Below are 15,997 nucleotides of genomic sequence, written 5' to 3'. Positions count from 1 at the left end.
CATTTTGAATGGATAAGTTCAATTTCAAAGAAACCCCCAGATGACATCTCCGTCATCAATTGGGGGATGACCGGCATGTCACTAATCTAACGCGTCTGCGGGCCGATAGTTCAGGTGTAAACGCTGAAAAAGAACCGCCTATGTCACACCTGTCACTGCTCCCAACCGCGCCAGCGCATCTGGATGACGCCGTGATGAACGGCCCGCCCCCCCTCCCAAGCGCGACCCCAACTGTGCAGCCGCCCGCCACTGCCGTTCGCTCGCCCAGCACGGTGGCACTGTCGTTTGCGTTTGACAGCGTGCATAAAACACTCAATGTCGTCGTGACTGACGAACGCTCTGGCGAAGTTCTGCGAAAAATCGAATACAACCAAATTCCGCATGATGTGCACCGCCCAGACAAACTCAGCGGGCTCTTGCTCAACCAGTTCGCTTGACCCGCGCGTGGTCGCCCCACATGAATTGACCATATAGCCATAAGTTATCAAGCCTGCGAGACAATCGCAGCATGAGTATCAGCCATTACATCAAAGACATCGGACGCGGCCGCGATGGCGCCCGCGCGCTTGACCGAGCACAAGCCACAGATTTGATGGGCCAAATCCTTGACGGCAACGTGAGCGATTTAGAGCTGGGCGCCTTCTGCATCGCCATGCGCATCAAGGGTGAAACAGCTGAAGAAATGGCTGGTTTTTTAGATGCCACACATGCCCGCTTGCAACACATCAGCGCATCCAGCCCTGTCGTGGTGCTGCCCAGCTACAACGGCGCGCGCAAGCTGCCAGTGCTGACGGCCTTGCTGGCACACCTGCTGGCACGTGAAGGCTTGACCGTCGTCATGCACGGCACGGCCACAGAATCCAGCCGCATCACCAGCCAAGAGGTGTTGAGTGCCATGGGCGTGACCGCCTTAGACCAAGCACGCGCGGTGCAAGCGGGCGAAGTGGTGTTCATCCCCACCGAGGTACTTTGCCCGGGGTTGAAGCGCTTGCTGGATGTACGCCGCGTGGTGGGCCTGCGCAACCCAGCACACAGCTTAGTAAAGCTGATGAACCCCACCACAGCTGCCGACGCCTTGCTGGTCAGCAGCTACACCCACCCCGAATACGCCATCTCCATGGCCGCCACCTTTGAGCTGACCGGCGCGCGCGCATTGCTGCTGCGCGGCACCGAGGGCGAAGTGGTGGCCGATGCACGCCGCACACCGCAGATGGCCGCGTTTGTGCGCGGCACGCGCACACCTTTGGTCGAGGCACAAGCAGGTTCGCTCATCAAACTGCCAGAACTGCCCACCGACATCGACGCCGCCAGCACCGCACGCTACACACAGGCTGTGCTTAAAGGCGAATTGCCCGTACCCGCACCGCTGGCCGCACAAGTGCAAGCCGTGCTGAAAGCCTTGAGCCTTTGACCATGACACACACGCAACCACCCCATGTGACTTTGGTCGGTGCAGGCCCAGGCGACCCTGAGCTGTTGACGCTCAAAGCGGTCAAAGCCATTGCCTCGGCTACGGTGTTGTTGGTGGACGATTTGGTGAGTGATGCCATCACCGCACACGCATCCCCCACAGCGCGCATCATTTATGTGGGCAAGCGCGGCGGCTGCAAATCCACCCCACAAGCCTTCATTGAAAAACTCATGACGCAAGAAGCGCTGGCCGGCGAAACCGTGGTGCGCCTCAAGGGTGGCGATCCCTTCATTTTTGGCCGTGGTGGCGAAGAAGTGGAACACTTGCAGGCACAAGGCATTGCCGTGACCGTCATCAACGGCATCACCTCAGGCTTGGCGGGCGTGACCTCGTTGGGCATTCCCCTCACTCATCGCGAACATGCGCATGGCGTGCTGTTCATCACCGGCCACGCCAAACAAGGCGCAGCCGACAGCGTGGATTGGGTGGCCTTGGGCCAAACCGCGCAACAAGCCAAACTCACCTTGGTGATTTACATGGGCGTGAGTGGCGCAGCACAGTTGCAAGCGGCGCTGCTGCAAAGCATGCGTGCTGACACACCCGTGGCCGTGATTCACCAAGTGAGCTTGCCCATACAGCGCCATGTGGTGTGTGAGTTGCAGCTGTTACATGACACCATCGTCCGTGAAGAATTGGCCAGTCCATCTGTGATCGTGATTGGTGATGTGTTCAAGGGGTTGTTGGCGATGCAAGGCAGAGCTGAATTGCAAGCCTCTGCAGGCTAAGTCACCCACTAAACTCCCTGCATGAAATCGTTTGATGTTGTGATTGTGGGTGCCGGTGCTGCCGGATTGTTTTGCGCAGGCGTGGCTGCACAGCAAGGATTGCAAGTGCTGGTGCTGGATCACAGCGAGAAAGTGGCTGAGAAAATTCGCATCTCCGGCGGTGGCCGCAGCAACTTCACCAACCGCGAGCTGGATGTGCGCGCACCGCACAAACACTTCTTGGGCGACAACCCGCAGTTCTGCCGCAGCGCCCTGTCGCGCTACACGCCACAAGACTTTGTGGCGCTCATGCAAAAGCACAACATTCCGTTTCACGAAAAGCACAAAGGCCAGCTGTTTTGCGACCGCTCGGCCGAAGACCTGATTCAGATGTTGCTGGCTGAATGCAATGGCTCTGCGAGCGGCGGCAGCGTCACACGCTGGCAGCCCTGCAGCCTCAAAGACATTCGTTACTCCGATACAGACCCAGAAGCACAACGCTATGAGGTCGATACCGGCCAAGGCATGGTCCACGCCGCAGCCGTGGTGGTGGCGACGGGCGGTTTGTCCATCCCAAAAATTGGCGCGACTGACATTGGCTACCGACTGGCTAAGCAGTTTGGCTTACGCGTGGTCGAGCCCCGTCCAGGCCTTGTGCCGCTCACGTTTGACGACAAAGCTTGGGCACCCTATGCCCAACTCTCGGGCCTCTCGCTGCCGGTGCGCATTGAAACTGGAACCAAGAAAACACTGCAAAGTTTTGACGAAGATTTGCTCTTCACCCACCGCGGCTTGTCAGGCCCGGGCGTGCTGCAAATCTCCAGCTATTGGCAAGTAGGCGCTGACATACGCATCAACCTCGCGCCTGAGGTGGACCTGACTGACGCCTTGCTGGCCGCCAAACAGCAGTCTAAAAAACTCATCGCCAACGAGCTGACCACTTGGGTGCCCTCACGTTTGGCCGACACCTGGACTAGCCAAGACCCTGCGTGGCAACGCCCGGTGATCGAAGCCAGCGACAAAGCCCTGAATCTTTTAGCTCAGCGCCTGAGCGCATGGCCCCTCACCCCCACGGGCACCGAGGGCTACAAAAAAGCAGAGGTCACTGTGGGCGGCGTGGATACGCGCGATTTGTCGCAGCAAACCATGGAATCCAAGCAGCCAGGCCTGTATTTCATTGGCGAAGTGGTGGACATCACCGGCTGGCTGGGCGGCTACAACTTCCAGTGGGCGTGGTCCAGCGCCCATGCCTGCGCAAAAGCCTTGGGAGCCCGTTTGAAACCGGCGGTTTAGTCGTTATAATCTTGGTCTTTGCTGGCAAACCCCCAACGGCCTGATCAACTTAATGTTGGGGAACACCGCAGGCATGGCGCTAAGGCACGATCTTCCTAGGCACCCTCTGACTGCAAATATTTGGAAACTTTGGTAATGACCACCATCCGTGTAAAAGAAAACGAACCGTTTGACGTCGCTCTGCGTCGCTTCAAGCGCACCATTGAAAAATTGGGTCTGTTGACCGACTTGCGCGCTCGCGAGTTCTACGAGAAGCCAACCGCTGAACGTAAACGCAAAAAAGCAGCAGCCGTGAAACGCAACTACAAGCGCATCCGCAGCATGCAGTTGCCCAAGAAGCTGTACTAAGCAGCCTCTGCCCCAAAAAAGCTCGCTAGGGACGCCTCAGCGGGCTTTTTTTTCGATTGACTTCTCTCCCTAGGAATGCACCATGAGCCTCAAAGCACAAATCACCGAAGACATGAAAACCGCCATGCGCGCCAAAGACAGCGTGCGCTTGGGCACCATCCGCTTGTTGCAAGCGGCAATGAAGCAAAAAGAAGTCGATGAGCGCGTGGAGTTGGACGACGCCATGGTGATTGCCATCGTGGACAAGCTCATCAAGCAACGCAAAGACTCTGTGGCGGCTTATGTGTCAGCGCAACGCCAAGACTTGGCCGACATCGAAAGCGCCGAGATGAAAGTGCTGGAGGTGTATTTGCCTCAGCGTTTGAGCGCCGACGAAATCACCGCCGCTGTGAAGGCCATCGTGACTGAAGTGGGCGCTGCGGGCCCAGGCGATATGGGCAAGGTCATGGGTGCTGTGAAGGCGCAGTTGGCGGGCAAGGCAGATATGGGACTGGTGTCTGCTGCTGTGAAGGCTGCGTTGGCGGGTTAATGCTTCGTTAAGGGGTGGGGCATAACTCCCCTTCTCTGACTGTTGACGGGGCTAGGCCCCCCACAACCCTAGGCTCCTCTTCGCTGCGCTCAGAATGTCGCTACGGATTGCGGGGGCCCTAGCCCCGTCAGCAGCGGTTTGTGTGTGCTTAGCGATTTCACGCCAGCTAGTGCTGTCGAAGTAAGGGCTTTGAGCGCAGCGACAAAGCTCATGCAGAGCGCCTAAAGCGAATGCGGTGTGGCGTGACTGCCCGTAGCGACATTCTGAGCGCAGCGAAGAGGAGCCTAGGGCAGTTACGCCACACCGCATTCGCGCCTCAGCAAACTACAAAACCAAAACGCAACGAACAAAGAAGCTTAGCTACCTGCCACCTTCATGCGATTGATCAGCACAGAACCAATCGTCTTGGCCCCCATCGTGTAAGCGTCAGAACCAATGGCCTCAATGCCTTGGAACATGTCTTTCATATTTCCTGCAATCGTGATCTCTTGCACTGGGTAGGCAATGCGCCCGTTCTCCACCCAAAAGCCACTGGCGCCGCGTGAATAGTCGCCTGTCACGTAGTTCACGCCTTGGCCCATCAACTCAATCACAAACAAACCCGTGCCCAGCTTTTTCAGCATGGCATCGAGGTCGTCTGCGCTTTGCGTCAGGCGTGAGGACATCACCAAGTTGTGTGAGCCACCTGAGTTGCCTGTGGTGGGCATACCCAGCTTGCGGGCGGTGTAGCTGCTGAGGAAATAGCCTTCCACGCGACCTGCATCCACCACACGACGTGCGCGGGTGGTCACGCCTTCGTCGTCAAACGGCGAGCTGCCTTTGCCGCGCATGACAAACGGGTCTTCCGAAATGTCGATGTGTTTGGGGAACACGCGTTTGCCCAGTGAGTCGAGCAAGAAGGTGCTCTTGCGGTACAACGCACCGCCGCTCACGGCTTGCACAAAACCACCCAACAAGCCTGCGGCCACGGGGGCTTCAAACAAGACGGGGCATTCAACAGTAGCAATCTTGCGTGACTTCAAGCGGCTCAATGCGCGTTCGGCGGCGTAGCGGCCGACGGACTCGGGTGACGCCAACTCATCGGCGCTGCGCATGGAGCTGTACCACGCGTCGCGCTGCATGCCGTCGCCCTTGCCTGCAATGGGTGCCACCGAAATGGTGTGGCGCGAGCTGGCATAGCCGCCGCGAAAACCGTGGGTGTGTGCGCTGAAAAAATGGCTTTGCTGGGCCGACACCGCTGCGCCTTCGCTGTTGGTGATGCGCTTGTCGGTTTGCATGGCCGAGGCTTCACAACGCAGCGCAAGGGTGGCGGCGTCTGCGCTGGTGATGTTCCAGGGGTGGAACAAATCCAAATCGGGGTGGTGTTTGGCTATGTCTTTTTCGTCGGGCAAGCCCGCCACTGGGTCTTCGGCAGTGAAGCGGGCAATGTCATAGGCCGCTTGCACGGTGCGTTCAATCGCGGCTTGCGAGAAATCGGAGGTACTGGCATTGCCACGGCGGTGGCCCAAGTAAACCGTCACGCCCAATGATTTGTCGCGGTTGCGCTCCACGTTTTCGAGTTCGCCTTTGCGCACCGACACGCTCAAACCGCAGCCTTCAGAGGCATCGGCCCCCGCATCGGTGGCCCCCAGCTTTTTGGCGTGCTTCAAGGCGGCATCGACCAGCGACTCGAAGTGTTCGCGGCTGTAGCTGAAACCTTGAGCAGGCGTGTGGGAAGAGGCTTGGGTTTTGGAGGCTTTGGTCATATCGGCGGCTATGATACTTGTCACTGCGTTTGTCCTTTGTGTTGAAGGGCAAACCGACCTATTTAAAGCCCCCAATTTATGTCACGTAAACCCAAAAAAGGTTACTTTGTCCGAGGCCAATTTGTGGCCGAGGGCAGCGAACTCGACCTCGAACTCAAAGCCGAACTCAAGGGCACTGAGGGCCTGAGCCGCACCGACCGCAAAAAAGACAGCGACGACCGCCAAGATTTGGGCGTCGAGTTGCTCACCCTGCGCGGCGAACTGATTGAGCGCCTGAACACGCAAGGCCACATGACGGACCAGCTGCGCGAAGCGCTGGCCGAAGCGCGCCGCATCACCAACTTTGAAGGCAAGCGCCGTCAAATGCAGTACGTGGGCAAGCTCATGCGCAAGCTCAGCGAAGAGTCGATTGAAGCTGTCAAAGACGCGCTCAACGAACAACGCATGGGCAGCACCAAAGACACCTTGGCCCTGCACTTGGCCGAAAGCTGGCGTGACCGCCTACTGGCCGAGGATGCCGCTTTGCAAGAGTGGATGAACGAGTACCCCAGCACCGACAGCCAGCAGCTGCGTGCCTTGGTGCGCCAAGCCCGCAAGGACGACGCCACCACCAAAGCCGACATTGCCAAAGGTTTGTTGCCGCGCCAAAGCCGTGCGTACCGTGAGATTTTTCAGCTCATCAAAGAGCAGCTCAACCTTGCAGAAGACGCGCAGCACACGCCTGAAGAAGACGAAGACTCATACAAGCCATAAGACAAGCCATGACAGACACCACCTTGCTCACCCCAGATGCCCGTTGCGACACCATCAAGGTCGGCATTGTGTCTATCAGCGACCGCGCCTCCAGCGGCACCTACGAAGACAAAGGCCTGCCCGCACTGCGCGATTGGCTAGGCCATGCTTTGTACAACCCGATTGACTATGTCGAGCGCCTCATCCCCGACGAGCAAGCCACCATCAGCCAAACCCTGATTGCGCTGGTCGATGCCGGTTGCAACTTGGTGCTCACCACCGGCGGCACAGGCCCTGCCAAACGCGATGTGACACCCGAAGCCACTTTGGCCGTGGCCCACAAAGAAATGCCGGGCTTTGGCGAACAAATGCGCCAAGTGAGTTTGAAGTTTGTGCCCACCGCCATCCTGTCACGCCAAGTGGCGGTGATTCGTGACGAGTGCCTCATCATCAACTTGCCGGGCCAACCTAAATCGATTCAAGAAACCTTGGGCGGCTTGAAAGACGCAGAGGGCAAGCAAGTGGTGGACGGCGTGTTTGCGGCGGTGCCCTATTGCATCGATTTGATTGGCGGGCCGTACATGGAAACGCGCGATGCGTTTTGCAAAGGTTGGCGTCCAAAGACGGCCGTTAAATCCAAACGCGTTTAACGCCGCAGGCCATCAAGCCGCGCCTGCAATTTTTTGCACCACAGGCTCTGAGCCTGACATGTCAAAGTAAATACCGTCAAAAAACAACTTCACCATGGGCAAGTCTTTGCCCGGCGCGGTGCGGCTGGGCATGAACTGCAAAACCTCAAACACATAGTGGTTCAAGGTGTCCACAAACTTGTCGAAGTGCGGCATCTCCAAGTTGAACATGGGCTTCACCACCATCTTCCACTGACCTCGCACAATCGGGTCTTCGGCAATCGTCACTTCGCACACGATGTCGCTTGTGAGCAAACCGTATTGCTCTAAATCAAACGTGAACTGCCCTTCGAACGCCCCCACGGGGTTCAAAGTTGCCCAAAGGCGCTTGGGATACACATTCAAAAAATACATGGTCAATCCAACAGCTGGTTGATGCGCGCCGCCTCGAAATGCTCTTGACGCGCAGCGTCTCTGGGCATGCAATCGGGTTTGGCTTGACCTGACGAAAGTTGTTCAATGGCTTTCCAGAGCAACGCAATTTGGTGTTCTTGTGACGTGGCGTTGTCAATCAAACCACGCATGGCTTGGCTCACAGGGTCGTCGTTTTGGGTCACGCCGTAGGCTGAGAAACCCATCTTGGATGCGGCCTCTTCACGCTTAGCGTCGGTTTCGGCTTGAATGATGCGCGCGGGGTTGCCCACGGCTGTGGCACCTGCGGGCACGGGCTTGGTCACCACCGCGTTGCTGCCCACTTTGGCGCCGTCACCCACGGTGAAGCCGCCCAACACTTTGGCGCCCGCGCCAATCACCACGTCTTTGCCCAAGGTGGGGTGACGCTTTTCGCCTTTGTAGAGCGAGGTACCGCCCAAGGTCACGCCTTGGTAAATCGTGCAGCCGTCGCCAATTTCAGCGGTCTCACCCACCACCACACCCATGGCGTGGTCAAAAAACACGCGGTCACCAATCTTGGCAGCGGGGTGAATTTCAATGCCCGTGAACCAACGCGAGATGTGCGAAACAAAGCGACCCAACCACTTGAAACCCATATTCCAAAAACCGTGGGCCAAGCGATGCAGCAGCACCGCGTGCAAACCGGGGTAGCAAGTCAGCACTTCCCAGCGGCTTCGAGCGGCGGGGTCGCGGTCCAAAATGCATTGAACGTCAGAGCGTAGGCGTGAAAACATAGTGGTGTGATTATCGTTGTCCGTCAGCGCTCTTGTGAGAAGCCTGCGACATGGCCTTGGCAATTCCGCGCAAGATGTGAATTTCTTCTTGCGTCACCTGGGCGCGGTTGAACAACTGGTTCAAGCGCGGCATGAGCTTTTTGGGCGCTTCTGGGTCGAGAAACCCAATGTCGGTCAGCGACTGCTGCCAGTGGTCGAGCAAGCCTGCGAGTTGTTGGGCATCGGCCAACGGTGTGAGCTCTTGCGTTGCGGGTGCGCTCGCAGAAGCAGAAGCAGCATCAACAGACGGCAGCATCGTGGCAAGTCCCCCCAAAGCCTGCCGCCAGTCATAAGCCAACACTTGCACCGCAGCCCCCAAATTCAACGACCCAAACTTTGGATCCGTTGGAATGCTCAGGCAGGTGTGGCAGCGGTACACGTCTTCGTTGCGCATGCCAAAGCGCTCGGAGCCAAACAAAAAGCCCACGCCAAAGTCGGCGTTTTGGCCATGTTCGGCAGCCAAGGCTGCAAAGTGTGGGCGCGGCTCTAGGGTGGGCGGACCAAAGTCACGCGGCGTCATGGCGGTGGCGCACAGGTGGTGCAGGCCCTCAATCGCTTCGTCCAAAGTTGCCACGACGCGGGCGTTGGCCAGCACATCCAAGGCACCGCTGGCACGCTGGATGGTCTCTTCGCGGCGCAGGACGTTGTCCCAACGGGGCGCGACCAGCACCAAATCGGTGAAACCCATCACCTTCATGGCACGGGCCGTGGCCCCCACATTGCCGGCGTGGCTGGTGTTTATTAGGATGAAGCGGGTTTTCATAGGAGTTTTGTCAGTCTTCGCGCGTAAAATCTGCGCCATTGTCGCCGCCCGCATCGCCGGGCGTTCATCTTCGGCCTGTTTGGGCCAGCTCTTCACAAAATCTATGTCGTCCTCTTCTTCTGTACACCCCATGCTCAACGTGGCCGTCAAGGCTGCACGCGCCGCCGGCGCCATCATCAACCGCGCCGCGCTCGACGTGGAAGCGGTGCGTATTTCACAGAAGCAAGTGAACGACTTTGTGACTGAAGTTGACCAAAACAGCGAACGCGTCATCATCGAGACCCTCCTCACCGCCTACCCCGACCACGGCATCTTGGCCGAAGAGTCTGGCTCCACGCATGGCAACCCCAACGCAGACCACATCTGGATCATCGACCCGCTGGACGGCACGACCAACTTCATCCACGGCTTCCCCTATTACTGCGTGAGCATTGCCCTGCAAGTGCAAGGTCGCTTAGAACAAGCCGTCATTTACGACCCCACCCGCAACGACTTGTTCACCGCCACCAAAGGCCGTGGCGCGTTCATGAACGATCGCCGCATCCGCGTGAGCAAACGCACCCGCCTGGAAGAGTGTTTGCTCGCCACAGGCTTCCCGTTCCGCCCAGGTGACGACTTCAACAAGTACCTCAGCCTCATGGGCGACGTGATGCAACGCACGGCAGGCTTGCGCCGCCCAGGCGCTGCGGCCCTCGACTTGGCCTATGTGGCCGCAGGCTTCAGCGATGGTTTCTTTGAACTGGGCTTGAAGCCTTGGGACATGGCCGCGGGTGCGTTGCTCATCACCGAAGCCGGTGGCTTGGTGAGCAACTTCACAGGCGAAGGCCCTTACCTTGAGCACGAAGAGTGCTTGGCGGCCTCCCCACGCATCTACGCGCAGTTGGTGCCCATCACGCAAAAGTATTCCAAGTTTGCAGGCGCAGACGACAAGCGCGCCGCCAGCACGGCAGCCAAGACCTTGAGCGTGTCACGCGCTGCGCCAGACGCGCCTTTGTAAAAACATCTTTCTGGCAGGCACTGCGATGCGTGATTTGTCTGGGCACACCCCCATGATGCAGCAGTACTTGGGGCTCAAAGCTGACCACCCCGAGACGCTGTTGTTCTACCGCATGGGCGACTTTTACGAGTTGTTCTTTGCCGATGCGGAGAAGGTCACGCGCCTGCTCGACATCACGCTCACGCAGCGCGGCCAGTCCAACGGCGAGCCCGTGGTGATGGCCGGTGTGCCATTTCACTCGCTCGAAACCTACCTCTCACGCCTCATCAAGCTCGGCGAATCCGTGGCGATTTGCGAGCAAGTGGGCGACGTGGCCACCAGCAAAGGCCCCGTCGAGCGCAAAGTGGTGCGCGTGGTCACGCCGGGCACGCTCACAGACAGCGCCTTGCTCAGCGACAAAACCGAAGCCTATGTGCTGGCCATTCACCAAAGCGACCGCCATGGTTGCGGCTTGGCTTGGCTCAGCGTCACGCAAGGTTTGGTGCATTTGGCCGAGTGTGAGACAGCAGAGCTGCCCAACTGGATTGCACGCGTGGCCCCCAGCGAAATCATTTACAGCGCCGAGGTCAGCCCTGCGTTTGAGCAACAGCTCAAAAACTTTTGCAGCAATTTGGGCCTACCCGCCCAAGTGCGCCCTGCGTTTCAGTTTGATGCCGCGTTGGGTGGCCGCAAGCTGCTGGAGCATTTGCAAGCCGCGTCTCTCAACGCGTGGAACGCACAAGACGTGGTGCAAGCCCACGCTGCCGCCGCAGCCTTACTCGCTTACGCCGAACACACCCAAGGCCGCGCCCTCACACACGTGCACGGCGTGTACGTGGCGCGCAACGATGCGCTGATTGACCTGCCGCTCACCACCCGCCGCAACCTAGAGCTGACCCAAACTCTGCGCGGCGAAGACTCGCCCACCTTGTTCTCGCTGCTCGACACCTGCATGACGGGCATGGGCAGCCGCCAGCTCAAAAACTGGTTGCTCTCGCCTGAGCGCGACCGCAGCCAAGCCATGCACCGCTTGGCCGCCATTGAAGCGCTGCAAGACAACCGCACCCAAAGCTACAAAGTGTTGCGCGACGCCCTCAAAGGCTCGGGCGATGTGCAGCGCATCAGCGCCCGCGTGTCGCTGCGCCAAGTGCGCCCGCGTGAATTGGTGTCCTTGGGCCAAGCGCTGCAAAAAGCGCTGCGCATTCAGCCGCTCATTCCTATCGCCTCAGAAGCGAGGGCGGTAGGCCGCTCTGCGGAGGTCAAGGAGGAGCTCGCGCAGCGAGCGGGGGACACGCAGCAGAGCGGCCTAGCGCCCTCGCTTTTAGTGCAAATCGCCCAAGACATGGGCGTGCCGCCCGAATGCGGTGCATTGCTCGAACGCGCTTTGCTGCCCGAACCCGCTGTCTTGGTGCGCGATGGTGGCGTCATCGGCCACGGCTACGACGCCGACTTGGACGAGCTGCGCGCCATCCAAAACAACTGCGACGGCTTCTTGCTCGAACTCGAAGCCCGCGAACGCGAGCGCACCGGCATTGCCAACCTGCGCGTGCAGTTCAACAAGGTGCATGGCTTTTACATCGAGGTCACGCAAGGCCAGATCGACAAAGTACCCGCCGACTACACGCGTCGCCAAACCTTGAAGAACGCCGAGCGCTTCATCACGCCCGAGCTGAAAACCTTTGAAGACAAAGCCCTCAGCGCGCAAGAACGCGCCTTGGCTCGCGAGAAGTTTTTGTTCGAGCAACTGCTCGACACCTTGCAGCAGTTCGTGCCCGCCCTCACCCGCTTGGCACAAGCTGTGGCCACACTAGATGCTCTCTGCGCTTTGGCCGAACGCTCGCTCACGCTGGGCTGGTGCGCGCCTGAGTTTGTCAAAACGCCGTGCATTGAAATCGTGCAAGGCCGTCACCCCGTGGTGGAAGCCCGCTTGGCCGAAACGCATGGCGTGGTGGCGGGCGGTGCCGCCAAAACCTTCATTGCCAACGACACCATGCTGGGCCACAAGCAACGCATGCAAGTCATCACCGGCCCCAACATGGGTGGTAAGTCGACCTACATGCGCCAAGTGGCCATCATCGTGTTGCTGGCCAGCCTCGGCAGCCATGTGCCAGCCACGGCGTGCCGACTTGGGCCGATTGACGCCATCCACACCCGCATTGGCGCGGCTGATGACCTGGCCAACGCGCAATCGACCTTCATGCTGGAAATGACCGAGGCTGCGCAAATCTTGCATGCCGCCACGCCGCACAGCTTGGTGTTGATGGACGAGATTGGCCGCGGCACCTCCACCTTTGACGGCTTGGCCTTGGCCAGCGGCATTGCCACGCACTTGCACGACAAGACCCAAGCCTTCACGCTGTTTGCCACGCATTACTTTGAACTCACCGAGTTCCCTGCCAACCACCGCGCGGCGGTGAACGTGCATGTGAGCGCCGCTGAGTCGGGTGCCAGCATTGTGTTTTTGCACGAAATTCAGCCTGGCCCTGCCAGCCGCAGCTACGGTATTCAAGTGGCCCGCTTAGCTGGCATGCCTTCTGCTGTACTCAGCCATGCCCGCCATGCGCTGGCCTCGCTCGAAGCGGGGGCTGACGCATCGAAGGTACAAGTCGACCTCTTTGCCCCACCACCGTTGCAAGACGACGTGGGCCCCAGCCCGCTACAAGCCAAGCTGGCCGAGATCGACCCCGACAAACTCAGTCCACGCGATGCGTTGGACGCTCTGTACCAATTGAAGAAACTGTTATGACCTACTGCGTCGGTATCAAACTCAAAGCGGGCCTCGTGTTTTTGTCCGACTCGCGCACCAACGCGGGCCTCGACCAAATCAGCACCTTCCGCAAAATGATTGTTTACGAGAAGCCGGGCGACCGCTTCATGGTGCTGCTGTCGGCTGGCAACTTGTCCATCTCGCAATCGGTGCGTGAGATTTTGCAAGTCGAGCAACTCAAAGACACACCCGAGAGCGAACCCATCACCATCTGGAACGCCAAGAGCATGTTTGATGCGGTGCGCGTGTTGGGCGCGGCCATTCGCCGTGTGCACGAGCGCGATGCAGCGGCTCTTAAAGCCTCGGGTGTGGACTTCAATGTGTCGCTCATCTTTGGTGGACAAATTGCAGGCGAAGGCATGCGTTTGTTCCAGGTGTACTCGCCCGGCAACTTCATCGAAGCCACGGCTGAAACGCCCTACTTCCAAATTGGCGAATCCAAATACGGCAAGCCTGTGCTTGACCGCGTGTTGCACCCCGACACCCCACTGGACGAAGCCGCCAAGTGCGCGCTAGTGTCGATGGACTCCACCCTCAAGTCCAACCTCTCTGTGGGCTTGCCGCTGGACATGGTGGTGTACGAAGCCGACAAGTTTGAAAGCGACAAGGTGGTTTGCATCGACGAACACAACCCCTACTTCCAAATGATGCACAACACCTGGGGCGAAAAACTGCGCGAGGTGTTTGACAGCATCGAAGACCCGATGTGGAACGGCGGCGCCACCGCCACACCTTTGATGCAACCCGCACAACGCGTGCAGGCTTTGAAGAAGATTCAAACCCCAGACGACAAACTCATCTGAACGGCATGACACAACCGCTCATCGTCTTCTCGCACGGCAACAGCTTTCCCGCGAGCACCTATGGCGTGATGCTGGACGCCATTCGCGCGCGCGGTTTTCGTGTGGAAGCCGTGGACAAATTTGGCCACGACCCACGCTACCCCGTCACCGACAACTGGCCGCACTTGGTGCAGCAGCTCACCGACTTTGCCACGCCCTTGGCTGCGCAAAACGGCCCCGTGTTTTTGCTGGGCCATTCGCTAGGCGGCATCCTGAGCATGATGGTGGCAGCCAAGCATCCCGAGCTGGTACGCGGTGTGGTGCTGCTGGACTCGCCCATGTTGGGCGGCTGGAAAGCCCAGCTGCTCAAAACCGTCAAGCGTTTGCCCGGTGCAGAAGCCCTGTCACCCGCGGCCATCAGCCGCAAGCGCCGCACCAGCTGGGCCAGTGAAGCTGAAGTGCTGGAACACTTTCAACACAAAAAAGTCTTTGCCAAATGGCACCCACAAGTGCTGCAAGACTACGTGAAATACGGCACACACGACGAGCAAACCGCACAAGGCACACGCCGCGTGCTGAGCTTTGACCGCGACATCGAGAGCGCCATCTACAACGGCCTGCCCGACCACTTAGAAACCTACTTCAAACGCCACCCACTCAAATGCAAAGCCGCCCTGATCGGCGGCTTGCAATCGCGTGAATTGAAACAAGTGGGTTTAGATTTAAGCCGTCGCATCACGCATGGGCGTGTGATGAAGATTGATGGCACGCATCTGTTTCCGATGGAGCATCCGTTTGTGGCGGCTGCGGCTGTGGAAACGGCGTTGCTCAACCTCATCGGCTAAATTTCGTTGGCTTTGTTTCGCTGATTCAGCAGCGAGATTTTTATACGCTCCGCAGATGAGCATGGCCAGCACCCGCGGCGGCTCATGCGTCGCTACGCGCCAAAATCGCCTTCGCGGGCGCTGACCACACTCACCTGCTGCGGGTTGTGTGCATCGGTCCGGCCATTAACGACACAGTGGCTTTCGTGAATTTCGGCACCTCACTCAGCTCGCCGTAGCGCAAGGCATGAGGCAGGCGCAGTGGCCGATTTCGGTAACCGCATGAGGCCACTGCGCCTGCCTCATGCCTTGTGCGAGCTCAGCAAGAAAAAATCAAGCCGCCCAAGTCACCATATCAGTCCAAGCCGTCACCAACACCAAGATGCCAAACACAATGCGGTACCAAGCAAACGGCACAAAGCTGTGGCTGGCGATGTAGCGCAGCAACCAACGCACACAAATCCATGCACTCAGAAAAGAGAACACCAAGCCCACGGCAAACACGGGCGCATCGGCCATGCTCAGCAGCGCACGCTCTTTGTAGAGGCTATAGGCACCCGCACCAATGAGCGTAGGAATCGCCAAGTAAAACGAAAAGTCAGTGGCCGCTTTGCGTGATAAGCCCAACAACATGCCGCCAATGATGGTTGCACCGCTGCGGCTGGTGCCAGGAATCATGGCCAAGCACTGCACCAAGCCCACTTTCAAAGCGTCGAGCGGCGACATGGCTTCCACCGTTTCAATGCGGGCAGGCTCAACGGCTGGCGCTTCTTCGTCCTCAGGCTTGGCACGGCCCCAGCCTTCGGCCCACAAGATGATGAAGCCACCGATGATGAAGGTGCTGGCCACCACGGTGGGCGTGAACAGATGCGCTTTGATGAACTTGCCAAACACCAAGCCCAACACCACGGCGGGCACAAAGGCGATCAGCACATTCAAAGCAAAGCGACGCGCCTCGACCTGCGTGGGCAAAGCCACCACGGTGCTGGCAATTTTTTGCCAATACACAATGATGACGGCAAAGATGGCGCCCGTCTGAATGGCGATGTCAAACACTTTCCCCTTCTCGTCATCCATTCCCAGCAAAGCGCCGGCCAAGATGAGGTGGCCTGTCGATGAAATAGGCAAAAACTCGGTCAAACCTTCGACCACGCCCATCACGGCGGCTTTGAGCAACAAAACGATATCCATACAACTCCTTGAACTCT

At 58.6% G+C, this 15,997-nt stretch carries 17 protein-coding genes; 12 read left to right on the top strand and 5 right to left on the bottom strand.

The window, feature by feature from the left end; genetic code table 11:
- The first annotated feature begins 140 nt into the window (after positions 1–140).
- The 6 genes from QMG15_RS03855 (at position 141) to QMG15_RS03830 (ending at position 4,345) form a co-directional block, all read left to right on the top strand.
- Entirely contained in the window at positions 141–437 is a 297-nt protein-coding gene (locus tag QMG15_RS03855) for a hypothetical protein (protein WP_281789592.1), read from the top strand.
- Positions 438–508: 71 nt separating this feature from the next.
- Positions 509–1,411 carry a DNA-binding protein YbiB gene (gene ybiB / locus QMG15_RS03850; RefSeq protein ID WP_281789591.1) on the top strand — a complete coding sequence of 301 codons (903 nt, stop codon included), beginning with the start codon at positions 509–511 and terminating at the stop codon, positions 1,409–1,411.
- A 2-nt stretch (positions 1,412–1,413) separates the two neighbouring features.
- Positions 1,414–2,196, top strand: coding sequence for a uroporphyrinogen-III C-methyltransferase (gene cobA, locus QMG15_RS03845; protein WP_281789590.1), 783 nt, complete (start codon positions 1,414–1,416; stop codon positions 2,194–2,196).
- Between the two features lie 21 nt (positions 2,197–2,217).
- A complete protein-coding gene (locus tag QMG15_RS03840; RefSeq protein ID WP_281789589.1) occupies positions 2,218–3,468 on the top strand; it encodes an NAD(P)/FAD-dependent oxidoreductase in 1,251 nt (416 codons plus the stop codon).
- Positions 3,469–3,603: 135 nt separating this feature from the next.
- Positions 3,604–3,816, top strand: a complete 213-nt coding sequence (gene rpsU / locus QMG15_RS03835) for a 30S ribosomal protein S21 (protein WP_006296472.1) — start codon at positions 3,604–3,606, stop codon at positions 3,814–3,816.
- An 82-nt stretch (positions 3,817–3,898) separates the two neighbouring features.
- Complete coding sequence (locus tag QMG15_RS03830; RefSeq protein ID WP_281789588.1) at positions 3,899–4,345, top strand: GatB/YqeY domain-containing protein; 447 nt, start codon at positions 3,899–3,901, stop codon at positions 4,343–4,345.
- A 356-nt stretch (positions 4,346–4,701) separates the two neighbouring features.
- On the opposite strand, the gene pmbA is transcribed toward QMG15_RS03830, so the two are convergent.
- Complete coding sequence (pmbA, locus tag QMG15_RS03825; RefSeq protein ID WP_281790069.1) at positions 4,702–6,090, bottom strand: metalloprotease PmbA; 1,389 nt, start codon at positions 6,088–6,090, stop codon at positions 4,702–4,704.
- Positions 6,091–6,168: 78 nt separating this feature from the next.
- Here pmbA and yjgA point away from each other — a divergent pair, with 78 nt between their 5' ends.
- Both yjgA and mog read left to right on the top strand, forming a co-directional pair.
- The gene (gene yjgA / locus QMG15_RS03820) at positions 6,169–6,843 is read left to right on the top strand and encodes a ribosome biogenesis factor YjgA (protein WP_281789587.1); all 675 of its coding nucleotides are present in this window, start codon (positions 6,169–6,171) and stop codon (positions 6,841–6,843) included.
- Between the two features lie 8 nt (positions 6,844–6,851).
- Positions 6,852–7,472, top strand: coding sequence for a molybdopterin adenylyltransferase (gene mog / locus QMG15_RS03815; RefSeq protein WP_281789586.1), 621 nt, complete (start codon positions 6,852–6,854; stop codon positions 7,470–7,472).
- A gap of 12 nt (positions 7,473–7,484) precedes the next feature.
- Here mog and QMG15_RS03810 read toward each other — a convergent pair whose 3' ends face one another.
- From QMG15_RS03810 to QMG15_RS03800, 3 genes are read right to left on the bottom strand one after another with little or no spacing between them, the layout of a single operon-like run.
- On the bottom strand, positions 7,485–7,865 hold the full coding sequence (locus QMG15_RS03810) for a hypothetical protein (RefSeq protein WP_281789585.1): 381 nt from the start codon (positions 7,863–7,865) through the stop codon (positions 7,485–7,487).
- A 2-nt stretch (positions 7,866–7,867) separates the two neighbouring features.
- The gene (gene cysE / locus QMG15_RS03805; RefSeq protein ID WP_281789584.1) at positions 7,868–8,638 is read right to left on the bottom strand and encodes a serine O-acetyltransferase; all 771 of its coding nucleotides are present in this window, start codon (positions 8,636–8,638) and stop codon (positions 7,868–7,870) included.
- 10 nt (positions 8,639–8,648) lie between these two features.
- The gene (locus QMG15_RS03800) at positions 8,649–9,440 is read right to left on the bottom strand and encodes an RNA methyltransferase (RefSeq protein WP_281789583.1); all 792 of its coding nucleotides are present in this window, start codon (positions 9,438–9,440) and stop codon (positions 8,649–8,651) included.
- Positions 9,441–9,543: 103 nt separating this feature from the next.
- Between QMG15_RS03800 and QMG15_RS03795 the strand changes: the two genes are divergently transcribed.
- Genes QMG15_RS03795 through QMG15_RS03780 form a run of 4 tightly spaced genes read left to right on the top strand, consistent with a single transcriptional unit; the run spans position 9,544 to position 14,810 of the window.
- Positions 9,544–10,437, top strand: a complete 894-nt coding sequence (locus QMG15_RS03795) for an inositol monophosphatase family protein (protein WP_281789582.1) — start codon at positions 9,544–9,546, stop codon at positions 10,435–10,437.
- Between the two features lie 25 nt (positions 10,438–10,462).
- Entirely contained in the window at positions 10,463–13,162 is a 2,700-nt protein-coding gene (mutS, locus tag QMG15_RS03790) for a DNA mismatch repair protein MutS (protein ID WP_281789581.1), read from the top strand.
- A complete protein-coding gene (locus QMG15_RS03785) occupies positions 13,159–13,986 on the top strand; it encodes a proteasome-type protease (protein WP_281789580.1) in 828 nt (275 codons plus the stop codon). The genes mutS and QMG15_RS03785 overlap by 4 nt, the downstream gene beginning before the upstream one ends.
- Before the next feature lie 5 nt (positions 13,987–13,991).
- On the top strand, positions 13,992–14,810 hold the full coding sequence (locus QMG15_RS03780) for an alpha/beta hydrolase (RefSeq protein ID WP_281789579.1): 819 nt from the start codon (positions 13,992–13,994) through the stop codon (positions 14,808–14,810).
- 312 nt (positions 14,811–15,122) lie between these two features.
- Here the strand turns inward: QMG15_RS03780 and QMG15_RS03775 are convergent, their stop codons facing one another.
- Positions 15,123–15,980 carry an undecaprenyl-diphosphate phosphatase gene (locus QMG15_RS03775; RefSeq protein WP_281789578.1) on the bottom strand — a complete coding sequence of 286 codons (858 nt, stop codon included), beginning with the start codon at positions 15,978–15,980 and terminating at the stop codon, positions 15,123–15,125.
- Positions 15,981–15,997: the final 17 nt, after the last annotated feature.

Origin of the sequence: Limnohabitans sp. INBF002 (assembly GCF_027924905.1) — a bacterium.
In the GTDB taxonomy this organism is placed as follows: Bacteria; Pseudomonadota; Gammaproteobacteria; order Burkholderiales; family Burkholderiaceae_C; genus Limnohabitans.
This window is presented reverse-complemented; position numbering and strand designations above follow the sequence as displayed.